Origin of the sequence: Streptomyces sp. NPDC021749 (assembly GCF_040640655.1) — a bacterium.
Classification (GTDB): Bacteria; Actinomycetota; Actinomycetes; order Streptomycetales; family Streptomycetaceae; genus Streptomyces.
The window spans coordinates 1-26163 of the sequence record NZ_JBFACE010000046.1 but is presented as its reverse complement, the minus strand read 5'-3'; the positions used below and the strand labels follow the sequence as shown (position 1 = coordinate 26163).

The following is a 26163-nucleotide window of genomic DNA, read 5'->3' as shown; positions in this document are numbered from 1 at the left end:
CTGCGGAGTCCATGCCCGGTCCGACTGTTCCCTTCCCACCACTCCGAATGTGATCCTCGTACGCCGACCCACCCCCGACCGTCGCCGAATCGCCCCGGTGTGGCGCCAGCACACAGCCCCACCAGGGCGAACACGGCGTACCCGGCGCCGAAAGCACTGCACGTATCCGTCGAAGAAAGCACTGAGCGTGTCCGGCGCCGAAAGCGAAGAACGTGGCACAGACCGTGAACCCCACGCGAGTGACGAACCGCTGGACCGCGCCGTTCACCGGCTGGCGGGATCCGCCGTCAGCCCCCGTGCAACGCCCCCCGCTTGCGCCACGCCACCATCAGCGCCCCCACAGCACTGAGCCCCAGAAAACCCATCGCCAACAGGAACGCAGGCGACGACGGGGTCGTCGCCCGGGCACCGGCCACGGCATAGGCCGCCGTATTCGGAAGGCCGCCGAGCGCCGTGGCCACAAGAAAAGCGCACCAGCCCATACGAGAAACCGCGGCACAGTAGTTGGCCACGGAGAACGGCAGCCCGGGCAACAGCCGGACCGCCAGCATCGAACGGAAGCCGTGCTCGCTCAACTGCCGGTCGGCCGCCGCCAGCCACCGCGCCCGCAACAACGGCCGCAACGCCTCCTGGCCCAGCAGCCGTCCCAGCCCGAACGCCAGCCCGGCCCCCAGCACCGTACCGGCGAGCGCCGCGGCCAGCCCCGCCACACTGCCGAACAACGCACCCGCAGCAAGGTTCAGAACCGGCCGTGGAACAAAGACCGTGGCGCACAGGCCGTACACCACCGCGAACACCACCATCGCAGTCGCCCCGGACCCCTGCGCCGGCCAGCCACCCGACACAAGACGCTGCGGTTCCCAGTGCAGCATCGCCACCGCACCACCGGCCAGCAGGACGCACAACAACGCCAGCCGCAACCACGGAGAACACACCACACGTGCACAGCGGGCGGCACAACCGTGGCCGGAAGCGGTAGCGGCGAACATCCTGGGAGCGTACCGACCGGCCGCGGATAAATCGTTCGACGCCGCGGCAACCACCCGGCACCATAAGCCGCATGTCCCGGTACGCCTTCCTGTCGCTCACGTCCGCAGTCGCGGACGAGCCGAAGGCTGCCGCCAACTTCCCCGCCGCAGCACCCACCCGGGCCACTGCCCCGATGCCCATCAAGGCCATCGCCGCAGCAAGCGCCCTCGCCACCGCTGCCGCCGTCACCGACGGCGCACGAAGCTGACCCTCTCCGGATCGTCCGGCGGACCCCGCAGGGGGAGGGTCGGCCCGGCCCAGGGGTCCCCACGGCGCCAAGTCGCCGTCCTCACCGCATCCTTGCGAGGAAGAAAACCATGCCCAAGACGGCATACGTGCGCACCAAGCCGCACCTGAACATCGGCACCATGGGCCACGTCGACCACGGAAAGACCACCCTCACCGCGGCCATCACCAAGGTCCTCAGCGACCGCGGCACCGGCACCTTCGTGCCGTTCGACCGGATCGACCGCGCCCCGGAAGAGGCCGCCCGCGGCATCACCATCAACATCTCGCACGTCGAGTACGAGACCGGCACCCGCCACTACGCCCACGTCGACATGCCCGGTCACGCCGACTTCATCAAGAACATGGTCACCGGCGCGGCCCAACTCGACGGTGCGATCCTCGTCGTCTCCGCCGTCGACGGGATCATGCCGCAGACCGCCGAGCACGTACTGCTCGCCAAACAGGTCGGCGTCCGGCACATCGTCGTCGCCCTCAACAAGGCCGACGCCGGCGACCCGGAACTCACCGACCTGGTGGAGCTGGAGGCCCGCGAGCTGCTGAGCACGCACGGCTACGACGGGGAGCACGTACCCGTCGTACGCGTCTCCGGCCTGCGCGCCCTCGAAGGCGACCCACGCTGGACGCAGGCCATCGAGGCGCTGCTCGACGCCGTCGACACCTACGTGCCGACGCCCGAACGCTATGTCGACGCGCCGTTCCTGCTGCCGGTGGAGAACGTCCTCACCATCACCGGGCGCGGCACGGTCGTCACGGGAGCCATCGAGCGCGGCAGCGTACGGGTCGGCGACCGGGTCACCGTGCTCGGCGCGGACACCGAGACCACGGTCACCGGCCTGGAGACCTTCGGCAAGCCGATGGAATCCGCCGAGGCCGGGGACAACGTCGCGCTGCTGCTCCGCGGGATGCACCGCGGCCAGGTACGCCGCGGCCACGTGGTCGCCGCACCCGGCAGCGTCACCCCGCGGCGCCGTTTCACCGCCGAGGTGTACGTGCTCTCCACCGAGGAAGGCGGCCGCCGTACGCCGATCTCCACCGGCTACCGCCCGCAGTTCTACATCCGCACCGCGGACGTGGTCGGCGACCTCGACCTCGGCGAGCGCGGCATCGCACGCCCGGGTGAGACGGTGACGGTCACGGTCGCACTCGGCCGCGACGTCCCCCTGGAGCCTGGCCTCGGCTTCGCCATCCGCGAGGGCGGCCGCACCATCGGCGCCGGCACGGTCCGCACCCTCGCCACCTGACCCGGACCCCAGAGCTGTGCCCCGTACCCCTGACCACCCAGCGAGTACGGGGCGCAGCCCCCAACGAGTGCGCGGCACACCCACCCACGGGCCCCGGCACCGAGCACAGACCCCGTGCACCACCGGCGGCACGGTCCCGGAACTGAGCTCAGGCCCCCAGCGCACCACCGGCGGCACGGGCCCGGAACTGAGCTCAGGCCCCCAGCGCACCACCGGCGGCACGGGCCCGGCACTGAGCTCAGGCCCCCAGCGCACCACCGGTGACATGGGCCCGGAACTGAGCCCAGACCCCGCGCACCACCGGCGGCAGACCCAAACCACCCGCCCGACGCAAACCACCGGCCCGGCACAATGGGACGGTGGACGAAGCACCCGAGCCGATACCCGTCACCCGGTCCGTGGATCACGGCACCGCCAAGTTGCTGCCGGACGTCGACCGGCCGCGGGCCTGGCTGCTGACCGTGGACGGCGCCCCCCAGTCGTACGTCGACCTGGACGCGCCCACGCACCTGGAATTCGAGTACGTGCGTCGCCTCGCCCACGTCCTGGACGAGCTCGCCGCCCCTGGGCAGCCGCTCGATGTGCTGCACCTCGGAGGCGGGGCCATGACCCTGCCCCGCTACCTGGCCGCCACCCGTCCGCACTCCCACCAAAGCGTGATCGAAGCCGACCGAGGCCTGCTCGCCCTGGTGACCGAAGCCCTACCGCTCCCCGACGACAGCGCCGTCGCCGTCCGGGCGGAGGACGCTCGCACGGCGCTGGAGGAGGCACCCGGAGACAGCGCCGATGTGATCGTGGCCGATGTCTTCGGCGGCTCGCGAGTGCCGGCGCACCTCACCTCGGTCGAGTACGCACGCGCCGCCGACCGAGTGCTGAGGGCGGACGGCAGCTACATCGCGAATCTCGCCGACAGCGCACCCTTCGACTTCCTCCGCGGCCAACTCGCCAACTTTGCCACGGTCTTCGAGCACCTGGCGCTCATCGCTGAGCCTTCGGTGCTCCGGGGCCGCCGGTTCGGCAACGCCGTCCTGGTCGCCTCGCACGCCGAGCTCCCGATCTCGCCGCTGGCCCGGCGCGTGGCCGCGGACGCTTTCCCGGCGCGGGTCGAGCGCGGTGCAGCACTCCGGCGGCTGATCGCGAACGCGCTACCCGTACGGGATGCCGAGGCGGTGGCGTCCCCGGTGCCGCCGTCTGGTGCGTTCAGCGTCGGCTAGCGGTGACGCGGAGGGGCGACGGACGGGGCTGACGGACAGGGACAGTGTCCGCCTTGCCGCCTTGCCGCCTTGCCGCCTTGCAGCTTCGCGGCCTTGCGGCGCGTTGCGCTGGCTCGGTTGGCGCCTCGGGGCTGGGGGCGTGGCGGGGCCTGGCAGGTTGGGGCCTGGGGCCTGGGGCCTCGGGTTGGGGCGTGGGGTGCCTTTGCCTTGGGGCTTGGCCGTGTGCGCCTCCTCTGATTCCGGCAACGATTACGGAGCGTTATTCGTTCCCGTGATTTTATCACTTTCAGTGATGATTGTGGGAGGGGAGGGTGGGAGTGAGGGGGGTGAGGGGGAGACGGGTGGGGGGTTGCGGCGGGTGAGGTGGCGGATGTCGGGGACGCAGAGGACGGCGGCGGTGAGGAGGGTGATCAGGGCCGAGCAGGACCAGAGGGCTGCGGTGCGGCCCATGAGGTTCTGGACGGGGCCGGCGAGGGCGGTGGCGAGGGGGATCATGGAGACCGAGCCCAGCCAGTCGTAGGAGGAGACTCGGGAGAACTTCTCCTCGGGGATCTCCTGATGGAGGGCCATCATCCAGGTCACCGAGAAGACCTCGATGGCGATGCCGGTGCCGAACATGAGGACGGTGAGGGCGGGGGACGGCAGCGGGATGGCGAGTGCGGCGGACGGGAGGGCGAGCGGGAAGACGCACAGCGCGCCGGTGAGCAGGAGGCGACGCGGTTTGATGCGGGTCATCAGGAGGGCGCCGATCGCCGTGCCCCCGCCGAAGGCGGCCAGTGCCAGGCCCCAGGGGCCGGGGCCGCCCAGATGTTCTTCGGCGACCAGTGGTCCGTAGACCGCCTCGGCTGCCGCCACCACCGCGTTGACGATGGAGAACTGCACCACTACCGCCCACAACCACGGCCGCGACGCCACCTCGCGCCAGCCGTCCCGCAGATCGTGCAGGATGCCGCCACTCGTCGTGCGTTCGGGGATACCGTGGACGTCGAGGAAGGCGCGCAGTGCCCCGGCCAGGGCGAACGAGGCGGAGTCGACGGCGAGTACCCACCCGGGGCCGACCGCCGCGACCAGTGCGCCGCCGAGCGCCGCGCCGCCGATGTTCGCGCCGCTCACGCCCATCCGGAACACCGCGAACGCCCGGCCCGCCTGCTCCCCGGAGACGCTGGCGAGCAGCATGCCCTCGGAGGCCGGGGCGAAGAAGGCCTGCCCGGTGCCGCCGAGCGCGGCCAGTACGGCCATCTGCCACAGGCGTGGCTCTCCGGTCAGGACGAGCAGCGCGAACAGGCCCTGGGAGGCGCAGCTGAGGGCGTTCGCGGCGACCATCACGTGATGGCGGGGGAGCCGGTCTGCGATCGCACCGCCGATCAGCAGGAAGAGGACGAGGGGGATGGTGCGGGCGGCGGCGACCAGTCCTACGTCGGTGGCGGAGCCGCCGGCGGCGAGGACCGCGAAGGCGGTGGCGATCAGTGCGCCCGAGCTGCCGAGGTTCGCGATCACCGTGGCGCCGGTGAGGAGTAGATAGTTGCGTCCCGCCCAACTGGGGCGCGTTCGCGCGTTGTGTGGTTGTCCTGGCCGCATGGGCGTCAACGATATGGCGGGAAGGGGGCGGAAGGGGTGGGAACGGCGAGGGCCGGGTGCGGGTGGGGCGGGGGGTTCGCAGGGGGCGTCAGAGGAGAGCGGCTCGGGGGTGGGTGCGCGGTTTTTGGGCGCCGTTTCCGTGCGCCGTTTCCGTGCGCGGGTTTCAGGCGCGGGTTTCGGGCGCGGGTTTCAGGCGCAGGTTTCCTGCGGTGAGGCCGGATGATCGTAGGGCCTTCACAACTAAGCTACCGCTAGGTAACATCGCCCGTATGTCCTCCGAGACCCTGCCGTCGATCGGCGAAATGATGGCGGCCTCCGTGCCGATGGTCCGTACGCTGAACCTTGAGTTCACCGAGACCAGCGCCGAGCGCGCCGTGGTCCGCATGCCCGACCAGTCCGACTTCCACAACCACGTGGGCGGGCCGCACGCCGGAGCGATGTTCACCCTCGCCGAGTCGGCCAGCGGGGCCATCGTGATGGCGGCGTTCGGCAGTCAGCTCGGCCGGGCCGTGCCGCTGGCCGTCCGCGCGGAGATCGGTTACAAGAAGCTCGCCATGGGGCCGGTGACCGCGACCGCGGAACTCGGCCGGCCGGTGGGCGAGGTCGTCGCCGAGCTTGACGCCGGGGGGCGCCCGGAGTTCCCCGTCAACGTGGCCATATCGCGCGAGGACGGCGCGGTCACGGGCGAGATGACCATCGTGTGGACCCTGCGGCCGAACAGCTGATTCCGCTCACCGCTCTCGCGGGTACCCGTTGCCCTTCGCGGGTACCCGTTGCCCTTCGCGGGTACCCGCTGACTCGTCCACGGAGCTCGGCCTCCGGGGCGGGGCTCGTCCTCCGGTCGGTCTTCCACGGGCTCGGCGCGCCGCAAGCCTTCCCGGGTGTCGGTGCGCCGCACGCCACGGGTGTGGGTGCCCCGCACGCCGGATGTCGCTGAGCGCAGGTGGATTCGGCCCTCGGACGGTGCGATCGAGTACGCTGCCCGGGCGCCCTGCGGCGCGTCAGGGGATCGATCGGCACCGGTGTCACGGACACGGGGCCACGGCCCGCGGGGGCCCTAGACAGCGGAGGAACCGGCGGTGCACATCCAGGAGTGGCTCGAGACCGTACCGGCCGTGAGCGTCTATCTCCTGGTGGGGGTGGTCATCGGGCTGGAGAGCCTGGGCATTCCGCTGCCCGGCGAGATCGTCCTGGTCAGCGCGGCGATCCTCGCCGCCACCCAGGACCACATCGATCCGTTCGTCCTGGGTACTTGTGCCTCCGTCGGTGCGATCGTCGGCGACTCCATCGGCTATCTGATCGGCCGCAAGGGCGGCCAGCCGTTGTTGCAGTGGGCCGGCCGCAAGTTCCCCAAGCACTTCGGTCCCGACCATGTCGCGATGGCGGAGTCGAAGTTCGACAAGTGGGGCATGTGGGCGGTCTTCTTCGGTCGCTTCATCGCGCTGCTGCGCATCTTCGCCGGCCCGCTCGCCGGCGTACTGAAGATGCCGTACTGGAAGTTCCTGATCGCCAACGTGCTCGGCGGCATCATCTGGGCCGGCGGTACGACCGCGCTGATCTACACCGTGGGCATGGTCGCCGAGCCGTGGCTCAAGCGGTTCTCGACGTGGGGGCTGGTGGCCGCCGTGCTGTTCGGCATCGGCTCGTTCCTGGTCATGAAGCTCCGGGCCAAGAAGGCGGCTGCCGCCCGCGAGGCGGAGAAGACGCCGGTCGCCGCCACGGTCGACTGACCGGCGGGGCGCGATCGCGGCGCCCGGGTGGCCCCGTTCGACTGAGCCGGGACGCGCCGGGCCTCAAGGGGCGATGAGCCGGATCTTCAGGGCATGAGCCAGATGTCGGGGCCGCCGTCGCGCCATTCGAAGACGCCGGTGTCCTCCCAGACGAACGTGCTGGTGCAGAAACCGGCCCGGCGCAGTTTCGCGGCCACGTCACCGGGGCGCAGTGCCCGTCCCAGATCCCGACCGTAGAGCGTCACACGGCGGCCGCCGGTGGACGGCGGATGGACGATCACGGGGGCACGCTTCATGCCCCCAGGATGCGACCGGACCCACACCCTTGCATCCCGAAAGCGATCACGGCTTTACTCAACGTGACCACTCGCCGTTTCTGGTCCGTCTTCCGGGGCGGTGGTGCTGCCACCATGCGCTCACCGGGGCGCCGGGTGGCGCGGCGGTGTCGGTGCGTACCGTGCGGCGCAGGTCGGACAGCATGTGGCGGAGGCCGGTGATGAACAGGGGGTCCCCCACGAGTTTCTTGGCGACCAGCGCCTTGTGGCAGGCCCGTAGGGCCGCCGCCGGATCGCCGTGCGCCCGTTCCGTCAGGGCATGGGCGTAGAGGATCGTCGAGTAGAGCCAGAAGTCGCCGTCGGAGTGCCGGGCCTCCCAGGCGCGGCGGGCCGCCGTTCTGGCGCGCCCCGCGTCGTGCGGTGCGAGGGCGATCGCGAGCAGCGCCCGGCTGTGCGCCGGGCCCGGGCCGAACCACGGGTCGCGGGAGTGGTGCCGGGCGGCCTCCTCCAGACACGCCACGGCCGTCGCGGCGTCCCGGCGGTACAGGGCGAGTACCCCGTGGGCGTGCGCGATCCGGGCCAGTCCGTCCGAGTCGGCGTGCATCACGGCTGCCCGCCATGCCTGGTCGAGCAGGCTCTCCGCAGTAGTGGTGGCATGTTCCTGCGCCGCCAGATAGCCGGCCAGCCACAGCGCCCGGGCCCGTAGGGCGGTGTCGTCGCGGGAGAGCAGCAGCAGCCGGTCCAGATGGGCGCGCCCCTCCTGCCGGTAGCCGCAGGCCGCCCAGTGGAACCACAGGGACACCGCGATCTCCAGTGCGCCCAGCGCGTCCTCGGCGTCCTGCGGGGGATGGGTCAGTGCCGCGTCGAGGTTGTGCTGTTCGTCCTCGACGAGGCGCACCGCGACCTGCTGGTTCGGACCCTGCCAGGCGATCTGCGCCTCGGCGGCCAGGGCCGCGCACGCCTGCCGGAACCGGCGCCGGGCCGCGGGTTCCTCGCCCGCCTCGCGCAGCTGCGTCCGCCCGAAGTCGCGGGCCGCGCGCGGAAGTCGGTAACGGGGTGGCACGGCGGCCCCGGTGTCCGGATGCGCACCGCCCGCGTCCCGTACGCATTCGACCACCGAGGCGCTGCACAGCCGCTCCAGGGCGCCGTCGACGGCCGCTGCAGGAACGTCACTGCTGGTGCAGACACAGCCGGCGAGCCACGGGTCGAAATCACCGGGGAGGATCGAGAGTCTGGCCCAGACCCGGCGGTCGGTGGGCGAGCAGAGGGCGTAGCCGGCGGCGTGGGCGGCGTAGAGCGAGGTGTGCCGTACGGTCGTCGCCGGCCCCGCATAGAAGAGCGCGCCGTCCGCGCCCACCTGGACGGCCAGTTGCGGCAGCGACAAGCGGTCGAGCTGGTGCGCGGCCAGGGCGATCGCCAGGGGCGAGCCCTCCAGTGCCTGACACACCGTCACCAGCAGCTCCGGTGCCGCGGGCCCGGTACGGGCCGCCAAGAGCTCGACGGCCGGCCCGGCGATGCCCTCGCCGAGCGTCACCGGCAGCGGTGCGATCGCCGCCACCTGCTCCTCGGACAGGCCCAGCGGGCGGCGCGCGGTCGCCACGATCCGCAGCCCGGGGGCGGCCCGCAGCAGCCGGCGGACCAGTTGGGCGCACTCGTCGAGCACCGGATCGCAGTCGTCCAGGAGCAGGGCCGCGCGGTGCCGCCGGCAGTGTGCGGTGAGCGCCTTGATGGCCGCACCGACCGGCGGGAGAGCGGGCGTTGAGACTTCCGGCTGCTCTGCCCGCGGCGTCGGAGGCATACGGTCCGGCGAGTCCGTACGGTCCGCGGAGGGCGAACCGTTGGCCGGGTCCGTACGCTTCGCAGGCCCCGAACCGTCCGTCGAGTCGGGACGAGCTGCCGGGTCCGTACGGTCTGCTGACGCCGGCTGCCCACCTGACGGACCGCCCGGCGTGCGGCCTGACGGACGGCCTGACGGACGGTCTGACGGATCCGCCCGGTGCGCCCGGTGCGCCTGGTGCGCCTGGTGCGCCCGGTCCGACTGGCCCGCCTCGTCCTGTTCCGCCGGGCCCAACCCGTCGACCCGGCCGGCCCGTTGCTCCTGCTCGGCTCGCCAAGGCTGGTCCGTTCGTCCCGGCTGCTCTCCTCCTGCCGACCGGCCGGTCCTCTCGGTCCGCCCGCGTCCCCTGCCGCTGACGCAGGGATGTGCGGTGCGGCGGGCGAGGGCGTGGGCGGCCTCGTGGCGGGCCGCGGCGTCCGGGAGGCCTGCTGCGCGCAGCAGCGCGTCGATGACGCTCCCGTCTGCCAGTCCGTCCCAGCAGCCGACCCGGATCACCGTGCCGTCGTGCCGGGCGGTGTGCTCCTCCAGGACGGCGCGGGCCAGCACGCTCTTGCCCACCCCGGCGGGTCCGGTGAGGGTCACCAGCGGAGCGGTGTCCAGCAGTCCGGACAGCTGCTGGTGCTCAACGGCCCGTCCCACTACGGCGGGAAGGGGCAGGCGATCGGCCCACGCGGTCATCGGTCATCCTCAACTACGGCGCGGAGTCGCGCCTTTGCTCGGTCCGGCACGGCGGGTCGCGCTCGTGCGATCCAGCTCTCCACGATGCCAGAACCGACCGTCGGGTAAACGGGGAGAGGCCTTACCGAACGGGGGAAACCGGGACGGTGGCTTTGACGCGAGGGGTCGTCCCCTGGGGGCGGGAGAGGGAACCTGCAGGTCATATGGAGCGGGGCAGGAACCGGGGGCTCGCGGGGCGAACGTAAAATGGGGTCTTTCGACGGGTGCCGTCGTGTGCCGTGGTGGCGGTGTGATGCTCCCGGCCGGCCCAGGACCGAGGAGATCGTCCCGATGAAGCGCGTGTTCCTCAGCGCTGCGACAAGTGTGGTGGCCATGGGCATCCTGGCCGGTTGCGGCGGTGGGGTGGACACCGTCGATGCGTCGGGGGTTCCCCGGTTACCGGCCCATGCCGCGGACGCGGTCAACGGGGCGCCCAGGGTGGTGCCGCCGCGCGGTCCGCGTTCGGTCTTCACGCCCTTCCGTACGACGGGGGACGACGGCACCCAGGTCGTCAAGACGACGTGGCACGGCCGGAAGTCCGGGTTCACCGGTGACATCTGGGCGTGGGTGCCGCCGCAGTACCAGCAGCCCCGGTATGCCAAGAGCGGCTTTCCGGTGCTGATCGCGCTACCGGGTGCGTACGGCTTTCCCTTCAACTACTGGGCGGGGGAGCCGTTCGCGCTGGAGGAGCGGATCGCGGAGTGGTCGCGGGAGGGCAAGACGCTTCCGTTCATCGTCGTGATGCCGGTGCTCAATCCGGAGCGGAAGTACTACGACGGCAGCGACATCCCGGGGCAGCCGAAGATGGGCACGTGGCTGACCGAGGACGTACCGGATTTCGCGCGGGCCAACTTCCGTACGTACGAGAGCCGTGACGGCTGGGCCTTCATGGGGTCGTCGTCCGGGGGGTTCGCGGCGCTGAAGGCGGTGCTGAAGCTGCCGCACCGGTTCAAGGCGGCGATCGTCAACGGGCCGGACACCGCCCCCGATTCGCCGATGTGGCGGGGGCATCCGGAGGAGATGCGCGCCAACGATCCGCGCCATCTGGCGCGGCGGCTGGCCGCGCGCCGGGAGCCGGAGGTCTATCTGGCCTTCGAACTCGGCAGCAGGGAAGCCGCGGTACCCGATGTGAAGCGCTTCATCAGGGACCATACGGGTGGGCCGATCCACTCGACGTTGTTCGAGATACCGGACGGGGTGCACAGCGCGCACACCTACATCCAGCGGATGCCTGAATCGCTGCACTGGATCAGCGAGCAGATGCAGGGGCCCGTACCGTCGGCCTGATCGCCGTACGGATCCGGGGAGTCGCCCGTCCGGGACCCCTGCCTCATGCCTCATGCCTCACGCCTCATGCCTGGCGCACGTCGCCCGGCCGGCTGCACGGTGGGCACCCGGTGTTGCCGCGGCCGGGCGGGCCGTGAGAATGGTGCGTGTCCCGGCCGCATCCACGGCCGGGTGTCCGGGTGTCCGCTGGAAGGAGAGTCGTGCGGTATCTGCGAGCGGCCGGCCTGCTGCTGGCCGGTACGGCTCTGCTGGCGGGCAGCTTCGCGGCCGGTGACCGGTGGCTTGCGGACCGGGATGCGACCAGCGAGGTCAACGGTGTGACCGATGCCGTGCCGCGCGACGAGGTCGCCCGCGCCATCTCTGGCCATCTGTCGCTTCCGGTGTTCCTCAGGGGGCCGCGCTCGGTCGACTGCGCGCGGGACCTGCGGGCGGTCGAGGGGGCCCGGACCCACTGCACCGCCCATTACCTCCGCGGGACGGACCGCGGCATGACCGTACGGGTCGTGCGGGTACACGGTGACGAGATCACGTACGTGCACGACGCCCCGCATCGTTGAGTGCCGCCTCGGCACCCCGCGGGAACCCGGCGTCGCCGGGTGTCGTCCTCTTCGCTCGCGTTCGTTGCGATCGCTACGGCGTCAGGAGCCGGCGCGATGTTGGCGGTTCGTCAGGAACGGCCCGATTCGGTTGCCGTGGGGACCGGCAACGGTGCCCAATGGACGCAAAACCGGCCATTGTTGAATCTCCTTCAGGTGGATAACAGTTCACATCGCCGTTGTACAGCGGTCGTTGACATGATGCTAAGATCATCGCACTTGCCAACGGGGTAGTCACCTGCTATGGCAAGAAAAGAAATCCGCGCATTGGCCTATGAAAATCGCCACCTTCGGGGAGAATGATGCCGTTAGCCGGCCCTTTGATGGCTCTCTGGCAGGCGACTGCGCGCGGCCGTTCACGTATGTCAGGGGTGCTGAGTGATTCCGTACACCGCAGCCCGGCATACGGCATCTGGTGGCTCCGTCGTCCGAAGAGAGTCCTATGACGCAATACTTTCAGGATCCAGCGCTGTGGGCATTGGTCGCTGGTACCCCTGTCGCCGCAACCGCGATTATTCGCGGACGAATGAAGAACGCGGAGCTGAGGAAAGAGAAGGCCGAACTCAGGCAGCACTACGCGAACCTTGAGGACCGCTACGCGGAGGCCGTGGAGGAGGCGAAGGACCGGGCCGAAGAGGCCACCAAAACCACTCTGAAGGCCGCCATGCGGACCCTGCAGGGTCTGGCGAGTGAGCAGCAGCTGGCGATTTCCAAGCTGCAGGAGACCTATGGCGAGCACAAGATCCTTCAGGATCTGCTCGACATCGACCACATGAACTCGCAGTTCGCGCGGCGAGCTCAGTCCATCGCCGTGCTCTGCGACGGCTGGCTCGGCCGGCGTCGTCAGGACGCCTCGCTCTACGATGTGGTCCGCAGCGCGAAGGGGCGTATTCGCCACTTCACGCGCGTCGAAATCCGGTCGCAGAGCCATTTCGGCATCGTGAGCCGTGCCGTGGAACCGGTGGCGCTGGTGCTCGCCGAACTGCTGGACAACGCGACCAGCTATTCGGCGCCCGAGACGGTCATCGAGATCAATATCCGCCCGGTGCCCAAGGGCGTCTGCATCGTCGTCGACGACGCCGGTGTCGGCATGAACGAAGAGGAGAAGGCGCGGGCTGCCCGGCTGCTGTCCAGCGGGAATACCGCGAGCGTCTCCAGCCTCGGCAATCCGCCCCAGTTCGGTTTCACGGTCATGGGCGTGCTCGCCGCCCGCTACGGTTTCAGCGTCTCGGTCGACTCCACTTCTCCGTACGGCGGCGTGCGCGCGGTCGTCCTGCTCCCCGACGATCTGCTCACGTCCCTGCACGAGCCCGAGGAGAGCCCTGCCGTGGCCGCGTCAACCCCGTTGCCGCCCGAGAACCCTCCTGGTCAGGCCGCTGATGTTGCCTCCCGTGGCTACCGCGGACCGGCCCCGTCGGCCCCCGGCGCACCGCCCGCCCCGGCCGCCGCGCAGGCCCCGCCGGAGACCACCGCCGGCGGTTTGCCCAAGCGCCGCCGCCGCGGCGCGATATCCATCGTGCCGGCCGAACCCGAGAACGACCGGACTCCGGCCCGGGACAGCGCCAAGGCCGCGTCCGTGATGGGCGCATTCCAGCGCGGCACCCAATCCGGCCGTCGATCCACCAATGCAAGCAGTGAAGGGCATGAGGTTCAGTGAACTACGATCTGTCGTGGATGCTTGACAGTGCTCTGGAATTGCCCGAAGCGCAGCATGCCATTCTCGTCTCCGCCGACGGCCTTCTTATGGCCCGTTCCAAGGAGGTCGGCCGGGATCACGCCGACACCGTTGCCGCCGCGATGAGTGGCATGCAGTCGCTGAGCCGTACGGTCGCCGACTTCTGCAACGGCGGCGCGCCCACGGTGCGTCCGCAATGGCGTCAGACGCTGGTGGAATTCGACCACGGCTGGGTTTTCCTCATCTCGGCCGGCGAAGGCGCCTACCTCGCGGTTTCGGCCTCACCCGATGTCGACATGGCGGAGATCACCTTCCGTATGCAGCAGCTGGTCGGCCAGCTCGGCAAGGCACTGACCAGTCCGCCGCGTGAGAGGGCCGATATCCAGTCATGACGACCGATGACGAGCCGGAGCTGGAACAGGAAGCAGCTGAATTAGTACGGCCGTATGTCATCACCAACGGCCGTGACCTCCTTGATGATCAGCAGTTCTCGCTGATCACCCTGGTCACCGTGCACCCCGAACCGCCCCGCACCAAGCCGCTCGACCCGGAGCGGCTCAGCGTGCTCGACCTCTGTGCGGGCGGTTTCCTGTCCATCGCCGAAATCGCCGGGCACACCCGGCTCCCGGTGGGCGTCGTCAAGATTCTGGTGTCCGACCTCGTGCACGAAGGCCACCTCTGTTCCCGGGCGCCCGTACCCAGCGCCCAGCTTGTCGACCGGCAAATCCTTGAGGAGGTGCTGAATGGGCTCCAGGCTCGCTTTGGATGACGGCGTGTACCTGCGCAATTCAGTGCAGACCGCGGCGAAGATCCTCGTGGTCGGGCATTTCGCCGTGGGGAAAACCACGTTCATCGGGACGATGTCCGAGATTCCTCCGCTGCGTACCGAAGAGGTAATGACCCAGGCGGGCGCGGGAATTGACGACCCGAAGGGTGCGCCCGGCAAGACCACGACGACCGTCGCCATGGACTTCGGCCGGCTCACCCTCAGCGAGAAGCTGGTCCTGTACCTGTTCGGTACGCCCGGCCAGCAGCGCTTCGTTCAGGTGTGGGAGGACATGACGCGCGGAGCGCTCGGGGCGCTGGTCCTGGTCGACCCCCAGCGTCTTGAGGAGTCCTTTCCTGTCATGGACCTGGTGGAACACTACGGACTCCCGTACGCCATCGCCGTGAACCGCTTCGACGGGACCCCTGCGCATTCGCTCGACGAGATCCGCGAGGCGCTGGACCTGCTTCCTGAGACGCCCGTCGTCAGCTGTGACGCGCGGGACCAGCGTTCCTCGGCGGATTCCCTGATCGCGCTCGTCCGCTATCTCCAGTCCCGCCTCAACTAGGAGTTCACGCATGCATCCTCATTCGGAAATCGAGACTCCGCCACCGGGGTGCCCCGCGCACGCCGGTGGCGGGAGAGCCCCCCTGTACGGCCCCGAATTCGCCGCCGATCCGCACGGCTTCTACGAGCGGCTCCGGCAGTACGGCCCGGTCGCCCCCGTCGAGCTCGCTCCCGGAGTGGAGGCGGAGCTCGTCACCGACTACGCCACCGCGCTCCACGTGCTCCAGAATCCGGACACCTTCGCCCGCGACTCCCGCCGCTGGCGCGCCCTGAACGAGGGCCGGATACCGTTGGACAGCCCCGTGCTGCCGATGATGATGTACCGGCCGAACTGCATGTTCTCCGACGGTGCCGACCATCTGAAGCTGCGCCAGGCCGTGACGGACAGCTTCGCGCGCCTGGACGTGCACCGGGTGAGCCGGCACGTCGACCGGGTGGCCGCCTATCTGATCGACCAGTTCGGCTTCCGCGGCAAGGCCGACCTGATCAGCGACTACGCGCAGGTGCTGCCGCTGCTGGTCTTCAACGACCTGTTCGGCTGCCCGGCGGAGCTCGGGGACCGGCTGATCAGCGCCATCTCCAACCTCTTCGACGGCGTGGACGTCGAGCGGGCCAACGAGGCCATGGCCGGGGCGCTGTTCGAGCTGGTGACGCTGAAGCGCACCAGCCCCGGTGAGGACATCACCTCATGGCTGATGCAGCACCCGTCGCAGCTGTCGAACGAGGAGATGGTCCACCAACTGGCCCTCCTCATCGGTGCGGGCACCGAGCCGGTGCAGAACATCATCGGCAATGCGTTGCGCCTGCTGCTGTCCGACGAGCAGTTCGCCGACGGCCAGCAGGGCGCCGGTGTCCTGGTCGAGGACGCCATCAACGAGGTGCTGTGGAACAGCCCGCCGATCGCCAACTACGCCACCCACTATCCGGTCCACGACGTGGAGATCTCCGGCATCAAGCTGGCGGCCGACACCCCGGTCCTGATCAGCTTCGCGGCGGCCAACACGGACCCGAGCCTGTCCGCCTCCCGGCAGACGTTCAGCAAGCGGGCCCATCTGGCCTGGGGAGCCGGCACGCACGCCTGTCCCGCCAAGGACCCGGCACTGCTCATCTCCATCAGGGCCATCGAGAAGCTGCTGAACACGCTGCCCGACATCGAGTTGGGCGTACCCGCGGACACCCTGACCTGGCGTCCCGGCCCGTTCCACCGCGCACTCATCACGCTGCCCGCCCGCTTCACCCCCGTGCGCCACAGCCGGCGTGAGGGGATGTCGCCCGGTGGCAGCGGCCCCCGGGCGGGCGGGCCGGCCCAGGAGTCCCGGGGCAGGCCGCAGAAGGGCAGTTGGTGGAGCGGGTTCCTCAACTGGTGGCGGGTGTGATGTTCATGACAGCTTGAATGTTCGTTGGCCGCATGAATGTTCATACACGGGGGTATGCAGCGTTGGCGTTTACTGTGTGATCTTCTGGAAGAAGGTGTCGCCGTGGAGCCCGCCCTGGCCATTGCCCCCGTTGACCGGCGCAGCGTGGTTTCGCTCTTCTCCCGTCTGCGGACGGCCGATGGCCAGGCAAATCCCTTGCCCTGGTACGTGAAACTCAGGTCGATGGGAGATATCGTCCCAGCGCCTTGGGGCGGGCACCTGGCGACCTCTTACACTCTGTGCCACCAGGTATTGCGCAGCAGATCGTGGCGGGTACCGGACAGCGGATGGCGGGCCCGTCAGGTCGACGCGGCGCGCTGGAACGCACCCGCATCACGCCAGATGGGCGGCACTCTGCCCATGCTCAACCCGCCGAACCACACCCGCATGCGGCGGTCGGTGGGGAATGTTTTCGACCGTCATTCCCTGGCGGCGATGAAGAGTTCCATCGAGCGTACGGTCAATCGGCTGCTCGACCGCCTCGACGACGAACTCGCCTTTGGCCCAGCCGATTTCTGCGCTCTGGTGAGCGACGAACTGCCGGTTATCACCATCGGTGAATGGCTGCAACTCCCGCCGTCGGACTACCCGTTGCTGCGCTCGCTCACGCACGATCAGGTATTCACCCAGGAGCTGTTTCCGACCCGGAGTCAGCTGGCGCTTTCGGACCAGGCCACCCGCCAATTGCGGGAGTATTTCACCGCTCTGGTGCGTGACCGCAGGAGGAATCCCGGGTCGGACCCGGTCTCGTCGTGGCTCGCCGTCTGGGACGACCTCGAAGCCGACCGGGCGACCGCCGACGAGGCCGTTTTCCACCTCGCGCTCTTCATGGTGCTGGCGGCGCTGGAGACCACTGCGCACGTACTCTCGGGGGCGGTCCGGCTGCTCCTGGAGCACCCGCGCCAACTGGACTGGCTGCGCACCCGCCCCGAGCACATACCGGGCGCGATCGACGAGGTCCTCCGCTACGACGCCCCGATTCACATGATCAGCCGGGTCGCTCCCGAGGACACCGTGCTCGCCGGGGTCACCATCCGCGAGAACGAGATGGTGCAGCTCATGGTCGGCGCCGCCCACCACGACCCGCGCCAGTACGCGGACCCCGAGCTCTTCGACATCCGCCGGCGGTCCCCGCACCTCAGCTTCGGAGGCGGCATCCACTTCTGCCTCGGCAACGCCCTCGCCCGTATGGAGGCGGAGTGCCTGCTCACCGCGTTGCTCCAGCGCCTTCCCGGGCTGCAGCTCGCGGGCGCGCCCGACTGGGCGTCCCGGGTGGCGTTCCGCCGTCTGATCACACTTCCGGTCGCCCGTGCCTGACGCGCCCGGCCGGCCGGACTCCCACGAAGCGTGGAACGACGAACAAGGAACCGCCATGATGCACGACTTCAAGTCCCTCCTCGTGTCCCGGGAAGGGGCCGTCCTCCGGGTGCAGTTGAACTGCCCCGAGACGGGCAACGCCGTTTCCGGGCCGATGCTCGACGAGCTGCTGGCGGTCCTCGGCGCGCTGGACGACGAGACCGGCATCAGGGTGCTGGTGCTCTCCGGCGCGGGCGACGACTTCTGCCTGGGCGGCGACCGCGCGGAGTTCCCCGCCCTGCTCGCTGCGGACCCGAGCGGGGTGGAGCTGCGGGCGCTCGCCAACAAGGCACGCCGGGTGTGCGACGCCCTCGCGACCACCGACGTGGTGACCATCGCGCGGCTGCACGGCGGGGTGGTCGGAGCCGGTGTCGGACTCGCCGTCTTCTGCGATCTGCGGGTCGGCGCCGACACCTGCCGCTTCCGGCTGCCCGAACTGGGGCTGGGCGTGCCGCCCGCCTGGGGCGGCATCATGCCGCGGCTGCTGAACGAGGGAGGTGCCGCCAGGATGCGGGAGCTGATATTGACGGCCGACAACTTCGACGCCGTCACCGCGCAGGAGCTCTCCCTCCTCCACCGGGTCGTACCGGTGGAGGAGCTCGACGGCACCGTCACGCGCTGGGTCAAGCCGCTGGTCCGCCGGTCTCCGGCGGCCCTGAGGACCGCCAAGCTCATGATGAACGGGTACGCCAACGCGCACCGCCTCGCGGACGCCTCCCTCTTCGACGCCGAGCTGCTGTCGTCGGCGCTCACCGTCGCCGCGTCCGCTGGACGTCGCTGAGGTCCCTGCGCGGCATCCCCGGCCGCGGCGCGGTCCCCACGCCCGCCCGCGGCCCCCGCGCCGGCGTCGCTCAGTCCTCCGCCACCGCTTCCCGGTGCGCCGCCGCCAGTTCCCGGTACATCGATGCGTTGACCCGGATCATCTCGCGCTCCTCGGCGGTCAGTTCCCGCTTGACCTTCGCCGGTACGCCGGCGACCAGGGAGCCGGGCGGGATCTGCATGCCCTGCGGGACCAGTGCCTGGGCGGCGACCAGGGAACCGGCGCCGATGCGGGCGCCGTTCAGGACCGTGGCGCCCATGCCGACGAGGACGTCGTCCTCGACGGTGCAGCCGTGCAGCACCGCGTTGTGGCCGACCGAGACCCGGTCGCCGACGGTCACCGGGAACCCGGGGTCGACGTGCACCGTGCAGTTGTCCTGGATGTTGCTGTCGGCACCAAGCACGATCGGGCCGCAGTCGGCCCGCAGCACCGCGTGGTACCAGACGCTGGCGCCCGCGGTCAGGGTGACCTCGCCGATCACCACGGACGTCGGGGCGGTGAACGCCGTCGGGTCCACCGTCGGCTCCTTGCCGCCCACCGCGGAAATCAACGCCCGTTCCGTCATCTCTGGATCTCCTCGCCGTATGTGCGCCGCGCCTCCAGCACCGTAGACGACGCAACGGCCGGCGGACCGGGCCGGCGGCCGGTAGGGCGAAGATCACAGCCCGGCGTCCGGTCCGGCGCCCGCCTGCTGAGTACGGTGTGCGGGTGCCGATAAACCAGAACGTGTTCTCGTCCCTGGCGGCCTGGCGGCGCCGGGCCGTGTCGCGCGCCGTCCACCGCGGTGCGCGCTGGGTGCGGGAGGCCGGGGCCGTCACGGCCGGCCGGCCGGGGCCGTACCGCTTCCGCCGGATCGGGACCGGCACCCGGCTCGCGTTCCCGCAGGGCACCGTGTTCGGCGACCCGTGGATCGAGATCGGCGACCACTGCATCATCGCGCAGGACGTCACGCTCACCGCGGGCATGATGCCGGACCTCGACCTCGGCCCGGACCCGATCCTCACGCTCGGGAACGGCGTGGTCCTCGGCCGCGGCAGCCATGTGATCGCCGATGTCCGGCTGACGATCGGCGACGACTGCTTCTTCGGCCCCGGCGTCTACGTCACCACCACCAACCACAGCTATGACGACCCCGAGACGCCGGTCGGCAAGCAGTGGCCGCGCAGCGATCCGGTCAGCATCGGCCCCGGCAGCTGGATCGGCACCGGCGCGGTCATCCTGCCCGGCGCCCGGCTGGGCCGGAACGTGGTGGTCGCGGCCGGTGCCGTGGTCCGCGGTGAGGTCCCCGATCACGCGGTGGTGGCCGGCGCGCCCGCCAAGGTCGTACGCCGCTGGGATGCGGCGGCCGGCTGGCAGCCGCCGCTGCGCACCCCGGCGCCGGTGCCGATCCCGGAGGGCGTCACGCCGCAGCAGCTGCTGGCGCTGGGGGAGTGGGCGGCGGACGAGGCCGCGGCGCCCGCCGGGGAGGCGTAGCGGCCGCGGCCTGACGGGCGGTCAGCCGCCGGAGGCGAGCAGGACCGAGCCGACCAGCGCCAGGGAGGCGCCGGCCGTCTGTATCGCCCGCATCCGCTCCTTGAGGACGCCGAGCGCGGCGAGCGCGGTGACGACGGGGTAGAGCGAGGCGAGCACCGCGGCCATGGTGACCGGGCCGTGCTGGGCGGCGAGGGAGTACGTGCCGTTCGCGGCGACGTCCGCGATGCCCACGAAGGCGAGCATCGGCAGCGAGCCCTTGAGCGCCGCGAATCCGCCCTCGGGCAGCGCCGGGGCGCCGCGCCGCACCGACACGTACAGGGCGGCGCCGCCGACCGCGACGTTGCACACCCGCTGGACGAACAGCGCGAGGAACAGCCCGGTCACGGTCGTGGACGCCTCCGCGATCAGCGCCATCACCGCGCCGAAACCGAGCGCCGAGACCAGCGTCAGCACGATCGTCTGGCGGGCGATGGACGCGCCGCTGACCTTCGGGCCGCCGGCCAGCAGCACCCCGACGACCGCCACGACCATGCCGGCGGCCTGCAGCAGGCCGGGGCGCTCGCCCGCCACGATGCCGACGCCGAGCGGTACGAGCACGGTGCCGAGCGAGGCGAGCGGGGAGACCACGCCCATCGGCCCGAGGGCCAGGGCGCGGTAGAAGCAGAGCATGGCGGCCGGGCCGACGACGCCCGCGCCGACCGCGAACCACAGCTGCGGCGCGGCCTCCCGCCAGCCGCCGGTCGCCACCACGATGGCGCCCAGGACGACGGCGGCCAGGGTTTGCGAGACGACCACGACGGTCAGTGCCTGGAATCGTCGGGTGAGCAGTCCGCCCCCGAAGTCGGCGAGCCCCCAGAGAAGGCTGGTGGCCAGGGCGAAGACCGCTGTCATGGTGAAACCTCGCAGTACAGTGAACCGGACGCTGAAGTACACCACACCGTAGTCCAACAAACTGAACTGCAGCATCTAATTTATTAGCCCCGACTTGGACGGACCGTGACGGACCTCGACCAGCTCACGCAGTCGCTCGCCCGCAACCTCAAGCACTGGCGCGCCGAGCGCGGCTACACCCTCGACGCCCTGGCGGCCCGCGCCGGCGTCAGCCGCGGCATGATCATCCAGATCGAGCAGGCCCGTACCAACCCGAGCGTGGGAACCACCGTCAAGATCGCCGACGCGCTCGGCGTCAGCATCACCACGCTCCTCGACTACGAACAGGGCCCCCAGGTCCGCGTCGTCGGGCCGGGCGAGGCGGTCCGCCTGTGGTCCACCGAGGCGGGCAGCTTCACCAAGCTCCTCGTAGGAGCCGAGGCCCCCGGCCCCTTCGAACTGTGGGACTGGCGGCTGATGCCCGGCGACGGCAGCACCTCCGACCCCCATCCGCCCGGCACCGTCGAACTCCTCCACGTCCGCGCCGGCACCCTCACCCTCGTCGTCGACGGGGTCGACCACACCGTGCCGGCCGGCGCCTCGGCGACGTTCGAGGCCAAGGTCGCGCACGGCTACCGCAACGACGGAACCGAACCGGTCGAGATGACCATGTCCGTGATCATCCAGCTCGCCCGCTGAGACGGTCCCGCGCCGCCCGGCCGCGGCTGTTAACTTGGCGCCATGCCCGTCCCGATGGATGCCTTCGACGAAGTCCGGCCCGCCGCCGAGTGCCTGGACCTGCTGACCGAGCCCGTGGCCGCGGCGATCCGCGCCTGGAGCGGCTCCGTACCGGTCGAGGAACTCCGCTTCGTCGACACCGACCCGGCCATCGCGGACACCGCCGCGCTCGTCGAGCACCACGGCCCCTGGCTGCTGGAGCAGTCGGCGAACTGCGTGGTGGTGGCCGGCAAGCGCGGCGGCGAGACCACCCTGGCCGGCTGCGTCGTGCCGTCCCACACCCGCGTCGACGTCAACGGCGTGGTGCGCCGCCAACTGGGCGCGCGCAAGGCCTCGTTCGCGCCGATGGACCGGGCGGTCGGCGAGAGCGGCATGGAATACGGCGGCATCACCCCGATCGGCCTGCCCGCCGGCTGGCCGCTGCTCGTCGACGCCGCCGTCGCCGACATCCCGTACGCCCTCATCGGCAGCGGCAGCCGCCGCGGCAAGCTCATCGTCCCCGGCAAGGCCCTGGCCGAACTCCCCGGCGCCACCGTCCTGGACGGCCTCGGCGTGGCCTAGTTGCCGCCTCCGGACCCCTTCCGGAGCGGTCGGCGGACCCGTGAGGCCCCGAGTGGTGGACCCGCTACGGCCCCAGGTGTCAGTGCCGGCGCCTAGCCTGCGGCACAGGACGATCGACGACGAGAGGCTGTCGCGGCTGCGGGCCGCCGCGGCGGCCGGTGACGCCGATGCCGCCGTCGCGCTGGGGCGGCTGCTGTGCCTGACGGCCACCGGCCCGGCGGACGTGCCGGAAGACCTCGACGGCCCCGGGCAGGCGCCGGGCCCGCGCACCGCACCTCCGGGCCGTACAGCTACTACGTGCTGGACGACACCGGCCGGAGCGGCTCGACCGCGCACTGCGCGACGATCGTCGCCTCCCGCCCCGATGAACTGCGCTGGGCGTGCGACCAGTGGTTCTCGGTCGTCGGGGGCTGTGGGCTGAGCGGGGCGCCGGTCCTCACCGCGTACGCGCACGGCGAGGAGGTGGCCGTCGTCCGCCTCGCCGAACACTTCGACCGGGCCGTCGACTGGGACGCGGTCCCGCTTCCGCTCCTGACCGGCGAAGAGTTGCCGCCGGGACTTCCGGTGCCGGGCAGCGGCCTCCACTACGGTTTCGCGGCCCGGGTGGACTAGGCGGATCCCTCCGGGGCGGTCCGGACCCTCGGTCGGCGCGGCCCGTGCGCCCGCTCAGTCGGCCTTCCGCCGCACGCCCGCGCGCAGGTCCAGCGACAGCGGTGTGGAGTGCTCGTGGAAGCCCAGGCTGCGGTACAGCGGTTCGGCGCCGTCCGTGGCGTGCAGGTCCACGCGGCTGACGCCCTGCTCCGCGAACCAGTCGAGCAGGGCCTCGGTGGTGGCGCGGGCATAGCCGCGGCCCCGATAGCGCTGGTCCGTACAGACGTTGAAGACGAAGCCGAAGCGGCCGGTGGGGTGGCCCGGCGCGGGCAGCCGCTGCTCCACCGTCCCGACCGCACACGCCGCAAGATGCGGCGCCCCGGCCGCCTCGTCGCCCGCCACCACGAACGCACCCAGCCGCGCCTCCGGGCCGGACAGCAGCCGGCGCGCCACCGCCTCCGCCTCCTGCTCCCAACTGCCGGGCGAGTCCTCGCCGTTCATCGCCTGGAACATCAGACGCCGCAGCCGGACCAGCTCGGCGGCGTCCCCGGGAACGGCAGCACGTATCTCGATCATGCAGGGAAGCTAGCGCACGCCCGGCTCAGCCCCAACGCGGTATCTCTATGGCCGGCGGGCCGTGCCTCCGACCTCGGTGGAACGTGCGGGGCCCTGTACCGCGAGATCAAGGCCCCGGAGCAGGGGCACCACGCTTGGCGCCCGGAGCACGACGAGGACCACCTGGCGCCGCACCCGGGGGAGTGGTACGAGGTTCACGGCGGACTGATGGCAAGGGCGACGGGCAAGTGGTGCTGCTCGGAAGAACGGAGCGAGACCCGGCACACGGGGCACGTTGCGCGGGCCTCAACTCTGCGCCGGAAGCGGCGGAGTCACATGCCGCCGGGTCCGGGCGGCCCGTACAAGCTCCCGCCCCGGTCCCCTTGAGATCGATCGGTGAGGCACCGGCCGGGGCGGGCCGGCAAAGCCGTACCTCCTTCCGGGTGAGATGCGCCCATCAGGCCCGTACGCGAAGGGCTGAGAGGAGAGTCTGAGGGACCGACCGCATGCTCACCACGGAGGCCGAATGCTTCCCAAGATGGCGGACCACGGGTGCTCGCCCGAGTACCACACAACCAACATCAAGACCGATGACACCCACGTCGAACGCTGCACGTCGTGTGGGTACACCATCACACACGAAAGGCAGGGAGGAGACGGCAATGTGGGGCGTAATATCCCGGCCCCGTACTCCGATCGGAACTCCCGCTGAGAATCCCGAGCTGACGCCCGAGAACGGTCCTCAGTGGCTGGTCTGCGACGGCCGCCACACCGGCGAGATCATGAACATGTACAAGATTGTCGTGGCAGCGGAGAAGGTGCACTGACGACCTACACCCTCACCTACCCTGGCGGCCGGACGGCGTCCTACGATCCGCCGCGCGGGCACCTTCGGCACCCTCCGTCGGCTCCGCCGTGAGGGCCGTGAGGGGGCTGTGAGAGGCGTGCCCGAGAGGCTCGGGAGAGCCGGCTCGCGGAACTGCAGCAGAACATCAAGGCCCTGGAGCAGTGGCACCACGCCTGGCGCTTGGAGCGCGACGAAGGCTACCGGGCTGCTGCACCCGCGAGCCTGGTGCGAGGTTCACGATGGACTGATGACGGCGTGCAAGTGGTGGTGTGCGGAAGAGCGGAGCGAGATCCGACACAGGGCGCACCTTGCGCAGGTCTCAACCCTGCGCCTGAAAGCGGCGGAGTCACTCACCGTCGAAGAGCGTCGCGCCGCCCCCTCCGCATGGCGGAGGGGGGCGGCGAGGATGAATAAGAGAGCCCCCGTCGGGATCATCCGGCGGGGGCTTTTTGCGTGGGGCCACACGAGTACGCTTGCGTCAAGGGCAGGTGAGGCAATGTCTCCACAGATCTCCAACAACGTCCGCACTCTCCGCCGTCGCGCGGGGCTGACCCAAGAGGGTTTAGCCCATGCGGCAGGGCTCTCCGTAACCACCGTGGCGAACATCGAGCAAGGTGGTTCGGCCAGGATGGAAACCTTCGCACGCTTGGCTCAGGCTCTAGGTGTGGACACAGAGAGTCTGTTCGCGGCCGGCACACCGCATCCCGTGCCGGACGACAAGGGAAACCGTCAGCATCTTCTCGAACTACGTCGCCATCTCATGCCGCCCGTCGGTCTCGTCGATGTCCCGGTGACCTCCGCAACCGTGGTCAGCCGGAGCGACCTTGAAGCAAAGATTGAGGCGGTACACACTCATTATCATGCGGACAACTACTCCGAAGTAGCCACGCGCCTACCCGGTATTCTCACCTGCACGCAGGCGGCGTTGTTGGCGGCGGACGGGGACGACGAGCGTAGAGCCATGCTCAGCACCCACGCCAGGGCGCAACTGGTCACCGGTAAGTATCTGACGCAGGTCCGGCAATACGACTTGGCCTACCAGGCGCTGTCTGCCGGCATCCGGGATGCCCGCGCGGCGGACGACCAGACGACGGCGGCTGTTGGCGTCGTCGGGTTGTGCTGGCTGCTCCTGCGACAAGATCGCTTCTCGGAGGCGCAAGACCTGGCCGTGAAGACTGCTGACGCCGTGGAGCCCCGTGTGTCTACGGCCACCCCAGGGCAACTGGCGGTGTGGGGCGAGCTGGCCCTTCGTATCGCGTCTGCAGCTATCCGCAACAACCGCCCAGAGGACGTCAAACCGGCGCGCAAGATGGCTGCCAGTGCTGCTGCCGCGATGGGACGTGAGCACCTGAACTACCGAGCCCACTGGTCTACCTTCGGGCCGGTCACTGCGGAAGTGAAGCGGTTGGAAGATCTTTCGTTGAAGAAGGATGCCCGTGGCGTGTTGAGCGGCGCTGAAGACGGGCCTCTGAAGCCGACTGCGCTGGCTGTACTGGGGCGACCAAGCGCGAACAACTGGAACCGTCACCGCCTCGATATCGCCAGGGCCCATGTGATTCTCGGCTCGCATCAGGACGCCATGGACGAGCTGAAGAGAGTCCGGGCTGAGGCTCCGGAGTGGATCAAGCACCAGTCCATCGCGAGGTACTTGATGCAGGACATCTTGAAGCGCCGGAAGCGCACCCTGACGAGGGACATGCGCCTGATGGCCTCTCACCTGGGGATTTCCGGGTAACTACCGCGTAGCGCGGTGGTTTTGTGGATCACCTCCGCGAACTGCCGGGCTACGCCCGTGGAGTGTCACGCTGCGTCGTCCGATAGTTACAGCATGACGGAGCGACAGACCACGCTGACCCCGCCGGTGCAGCTCATGGACCCGTACGGCGATCTGAACAAGGAGCCGGTTGCGGACTGCGACGTGTGCACGGCGCTGGTGACGCAACGAGACGATGCGCGCAAACGCAAGGACTACGCTGCAGCCGCGATCGCCAGCACGGAGATCGCCTGCCACCCGCACAACGGGCGGAGGCGGACGCCGTGATGACGCCCCCGGTCGCACCGCTCGTCGACGGCCCGCTAGTTGTATTGCCCTGTGAGGTTGGGGACGCGGCTGGCGGGTGGTTGGCCGTTGAGCGCGGTGTGTCCGCGGTGGTGATTGTAGGTGTGCAGCCATTCG

At 70.3% G+C, this 26163-nt stretch carries 28 protein-coding genes and 1 pseudogene; 21 read left to right on the top strand and 8 right to left on the bottom strand.

The genetic code is table 11. From position 1 onward, the window contains the following. Positions 1-287 precede the first annotated feature (287 nt). On the bottom strand, positions 288-989 hold the full coding sequence (locus tag AB0G35_RS31805) for a VTT domain-containing protein (protein WP_360956621.1): 702 nt from the start codon (positions 987-989) through the stop codon (positions 288-290). A gap of 71 nt (positions 990-1060) precedes the next feature. On the opposite strand from AB0G35_RS31805, the gene AB0G35_RS31800 reads away from it, so the two are divergent. The 3 genes from AB0G35_RS31800 (at position 1061) to AB0G35_RS31790 (ending at position 3733) form a co-directional block, all read left to right on the top strand. Beyond that, the gene (locus AB0G35_RS31800) at positions 1061-1237 is read left to right on the top strand and encodes a hypothetical protein (RefSeq protein WP_360956619.1); all 177 of its coding nucleotides are present in this window, start codon (positions 1061-1063) and stop codon (positions 1235-1237) included. A gap of 109 nt (positions 1238-1346) precedes the next feature. Continuing rightward, a complete protein-coding gene (gene tuf, locus AB0G35_RS31795; protein ID WP_360956617.1) occupies positions 1347-2519 on the top strand; it encodes an elongation factor Tu in 1173 nt (390 codons plus the stop codon). Between the two features lie 359 nt (positions 2520-2878). Beyond that, positions 2879-3733: a fused MFS/spermidine synthase gene (locus AB0G35_RS31790; RefSeq protein ID WP_360956615.1), complete on the top strand. Its 855-nt coding sequence runs from the start codon at positions 2879-2881 to the stop codon at positions 3731-3733. Between the two features lie 249 nt (positions 3734-3982). Here the strand turns inward: AB0G35_RS31790 and AB0G35_RS31785 are convergent, their stop codons facing one another. After that, entirely contained in the window at positions 3983-5311 is a 1329-nt protein-coding gene (locus AB0G35_RS31785) for an MFS transporter (protein WP_360956613.1), read from the bottom strand. A 269-nt stretch (positions 5312-5580) separates the two neighbouring features. Between AB0G35_RS31785 and AB0G35_RS31780 the strand changes: the two genes are divergently transcribed. Both AB0G35_RS31780 and AB0G35_RS31775 read left to right on the top strand, forming a co-directional pair. Next, the gene (locus AB0G35_RS31780; protein ID WP_360956611.1) at positions 5581-6036 is read left to right on the top strand and encodes a DUF4442 domain-containing protein; all 456 of its coding nucleotides are present in this window, start codon (positions 5581-5583) and stop codon (positions 6034-6036) included. Positions 6037-6390: 354 nt separating this feature from the next. Continuing rightward, entirely contained in the window at positions 6391-7041 is a 651-nt protein-coding gene (locus tag AB0G35_RS31775) for a DedA family protein (protein WP_360956609.1), read from the top strand. Between the two features lie 86 nt (positions 7042-7127). Here AB0G35_RS31775 and AB0G35_RS31770 read toward each other — a convergent pair whose 3' ends face one another. Together AB0G35_RS31770 and AB0G35_RS31765 are read right to left on the bottom strand one after the other, a co-directional pair. Further along, positions 7128-7337, bottom strand: a complete 210-nt coding sequence (locus AB0G35_RS31770) for a hypothetical protein (RefSeq protein WP_360956607.1) — start codon at positions 7335-7337, stop codon at positions 7128-7130. Between the two features lie 58 nt (positions 7338-7395). Further along, the gene (locus AB0G35_RS31765) at positions 7396-9831 is read right to left on the bottom strand and encodes an AAA family ATPase (protein WP_360956605.1); all 2436 of its coding nucleotides are present in this window, start codon (positions 9829-9831) and stop codon (positions 7396-7398) included. A 330-nt stretch (positions 9832-10161) separates the two neighbouring features. Here AB0G35_RS31765 and AB0G35_RS31760 point away from each other — a divergent pair, with 330 nt between their 5' ends. The 9 genes from AB0G35_RS31760 to AB0G35_RS31720 all read left to right on the top strand — a co-directional run bounded on the left by AB0G35_RS31760 (position 10162) and on the right by AB0G35_RS31720 (position 18313). Continuing rightward, positions 10162-11157: an alpha/beta hydrolase-fold protein gene (locus AB0G35_RS31760; protein ID WP_360956603.1), complete on the top strand. Its 996-nt coding sequence runs from the start codon at positions 10162-10164 to the stop codon at positions 11155-11157. Positions 11158-11357: 200 nt separating this feature from the next. Next, positions 11358-11714: a DUF4333 domain-containing protein gene (locus AB0G35_RS31755; RefSeq protein WP_360956601.1), complete on the top strand. Its 357-nt coding sequence runs from the start codon at positions 11358-11360 to the stop codon at positions 11712-11714. A gap of 481 nt (positions 11715-12195) precedes the next feature. Then, the gene (locus AB0G35_RS31750) at positions 12196-13410 is read left to right on the top strand and encodes an ATP-binding protein (protein ID WP_360956599.1); all 1215 of its coding nucleotides are present in this window, start codon (positions 12196-12198) and stop codon (positions 13408-13410) included. Continuing rightward, positions 13407-13820, top strand: a complete 414-nt coding sequence (locus AB0G35_RS31745; RefSeq protein ID WP_360956597.1) for a roadblock/LC7 domain-containing protein — start codon at positions 13407-13409, stop codon at positions 13818-13820. Before AB0G35_RS31750 ends, AB0G35_RS31745 begins: the two co-directional genes overlap by 4 nt. Then, the gene (locus tag AB0G35_RS31740) at positions 13817-14197 is read left to right on the top strand and encodes a DUF742 domain-containing protein (RefSeq protein ID WP_360956595.1); all 381 of its coding nucleotides are present in this window, start codon (positions 13817-13819) and stop codon (positions 14195-14197) included. Before AB0G35_RS31745 ends, AB0G35_RS31740 begins: the two co-directional genes overlap by 4 nt. Next, on the top strand, positions 14172-14762 hold the full coding sequence (locus AB0G35_RS31735) for an ATP/GTP-binding protein (protein WP_360956593.1): 591 nt from the start codon (positions 14172-14174) through the stop codon (positions 14760-14762). Before AB0G35_RS31740 ends, AB0G35_RS31735 begins: the two co-directional genes overlap by 26 nt. A gap of 10 nt (positions 14763-14772) precedes the next feature. Continuing rightward, the gene (locus tag AB0G35_RS31730) at positions 14773-16137 is read left to right on the top strand and encodes a cytochrome P450 (RefSeq protein WP_360956591.1); all 1365 of its coding nucleotides are present in this window, start codon (positions 14773-14775) and stop codon (positions 16135-16137) included. A 474-nt stretch (positions 16138-16611) separates the two neighbouring features. Next, positions 16612-17493, top strand: a complete 882-nt coding sequence (locus tag AB0G35_RS31725) for a cytochrome P450 (RefSeq protein ID WP_360956589.1) — start codon at positions 16612-16614, stop codon at positions 17491-17493. Positions 17494-17548: 55 nt separating this feature from the next. Further along, positions 17549-18313, top strand: coding sequence for an enoyl-CoA hydratase/isomerase family protein (locus AB0G35_RS31720; RefSeq protein WP_360956587.1), 765 nt, complete (start codon positions 17549-17551; stop codon positions 18311-18313). A gap of 70 nt (positions 18314-18383) precedes the next feature. Here the strand turns inward: AB0G35_RS31720 and AB0G35_RS31715 are convergent, their stop codons facing one another. Then, on the bottom strand, positions 18384-18917 hold the full coding sequence (locus AB0G35_RS31715) for a gamma carbonic anhydrase family protein (protein WP_360956585.1): 534 nt from the start codon (positions 18915-18917) through the stop codon (positions 18384-18386). A gap of 143 nt (positions 18918-19060) precedes the next feature. Here AB0G35_RS31715 and AB0G35_RS31710 point away from each other — a divergent pair, with 143 nt between their 5' ends. Further along, positions 19061-19825 (top strand): acyltransferase, encoded by a 765-nt coding sequence (locus tag AB0G35_RS31710; protein ID WP_360956583.1) that lies wholly within the window; start codon positions 19061-19063, stop codon positions 19823-19825. A 21-nt stretch (positions 19826-19846) separates the two neighbouring features. Here AB0G35_RS31710 and AB0G35_RS31705 read toward each other — a convergent pair whose 3' ends face one another. Next, the gene (locus AB0G35_RS31705) at positions 19847-20716 is read right to left on the bottom strand and encodes a DMT family transporter (RefSeq protein ID WP_360956681.1); all 870 of its coding nucleotides are present in this window, start codon (positions 20714-20716) and stop codon (positions 19847-19849) included. A gap of 105 nt (positions 20717-20821) precedes the next feature. Between AB0G35_RS31705 and AB0G35_RS31700 the strand changes: the two genes are divergently transcribed. The 3 genes from AB0G35_RS31700 to AB0G35_RS31690 all read left to right on the top strand — a co-directional run bounded on the left by AB0G35_RS31700 (position 20822) and on the right by AB0G35_RS31690 (position 22606). Then, a complete protein-coding gene (locus AB0G35_RS31700) occupies positions 20822-21394 on the top strand; it encodes an XRE family transcriptional regulator (protein ID WP_360956581.1) in 573 nt (190 codons plus the stop codon). A gap of 42 nt (positions 21395-21436) precedes the next feature. Continuing rightward, complete coding sequence (locus AB0G35_RS31695; RefSeq protein ID WP_360956579.1) at positions 21437-21994, top strand: YbaK/EbsC family protein; 558 nt, start codon at positions 21437-21439, stop codon at positions 21992-21994. Positions 21995-22291: 297 nt separating this feature from the next. Then, the gene (locus AB0G35_RS31690) at positions 22292-22606 is read left to right on the top strand and encodes a hypothetical protein (RefSeq protein WP_360956577.1); all 315 of its coding nucleotides are present in this window, start codon (positions 22292-22294) and stop codon (positions 22604-22606) included. A gap of 54 nt (positions 22607-22660) precedes the next feature. Here the strand turns inward: AB0G35_RS31690 and AB0G35_RS31685 are convergent, their stop codons facing one another. Next, the gene (locus tag AB0G35_RS31685; RefSeq protein WP_360956575.1) at positions 22661-23161 is read right to left on the bottom strand and encodes a GNAT family N-acetyltransferase; all 501 of its coding nucleotides are present in this window, start codon (positions 23159-23161) and stop codon (positions 22661-22663) included. A 641-nt stretch (positions 23162-23802) separates the two neighbouring features. Between AB0G35_RS31685 and AB0G35_RS31680 the strand changes: the two genes are divergently transcribed. From AB0G35_RS31680 to AB0G35_RS31670, 3 genes are all read left to right on the top strand, one after another. Continuing rightward, positions 23803-23967, top strand: a complete 165-nt coding sequence (locus AB0G35_RS31680) for a hypothetical protein (RefSeq protein ID WP_360956573.1) — start codon at positions 23803-23805, stop codon at positions 23965-23967. 516 nt (positions 23968-24483) lie between these two features. Further along, on the top strand, positions 24484-25722 hold the full coding sequence (locus tag AB0G35_RS31675) for a helix-turn-helix transcriptional regulator (RefSeq protein WP_360956571.1): 1239 nt from the start codon (positions 24484-24486) through the stop codon (positions 25720-25722). A 93-nt stretch (positions 25723-25815) separates the two neighbouring features. After that, positions 25816-26028 (top strand): hypothetical protein, encoded by a 213-nt coding sequence (locus AB0G35_RS31670; RefSeq protein ID WP_360956569.1) that lies wholly within the window; start codon positions 25816-25818, stop codon positions 26026-26028. A 35-nt stretch (positions 26029-26063) separates the two neighbouring features. Here AB0G35_RS31670 and AB0G35_RS31665 read toward each other — a convergent pair. Continuing rightward, positions 26064-26163: pseudogene (locus tag AB0G35_RS31665) on the bottom strand (IS481 family transposase); the annotation flags it as partial.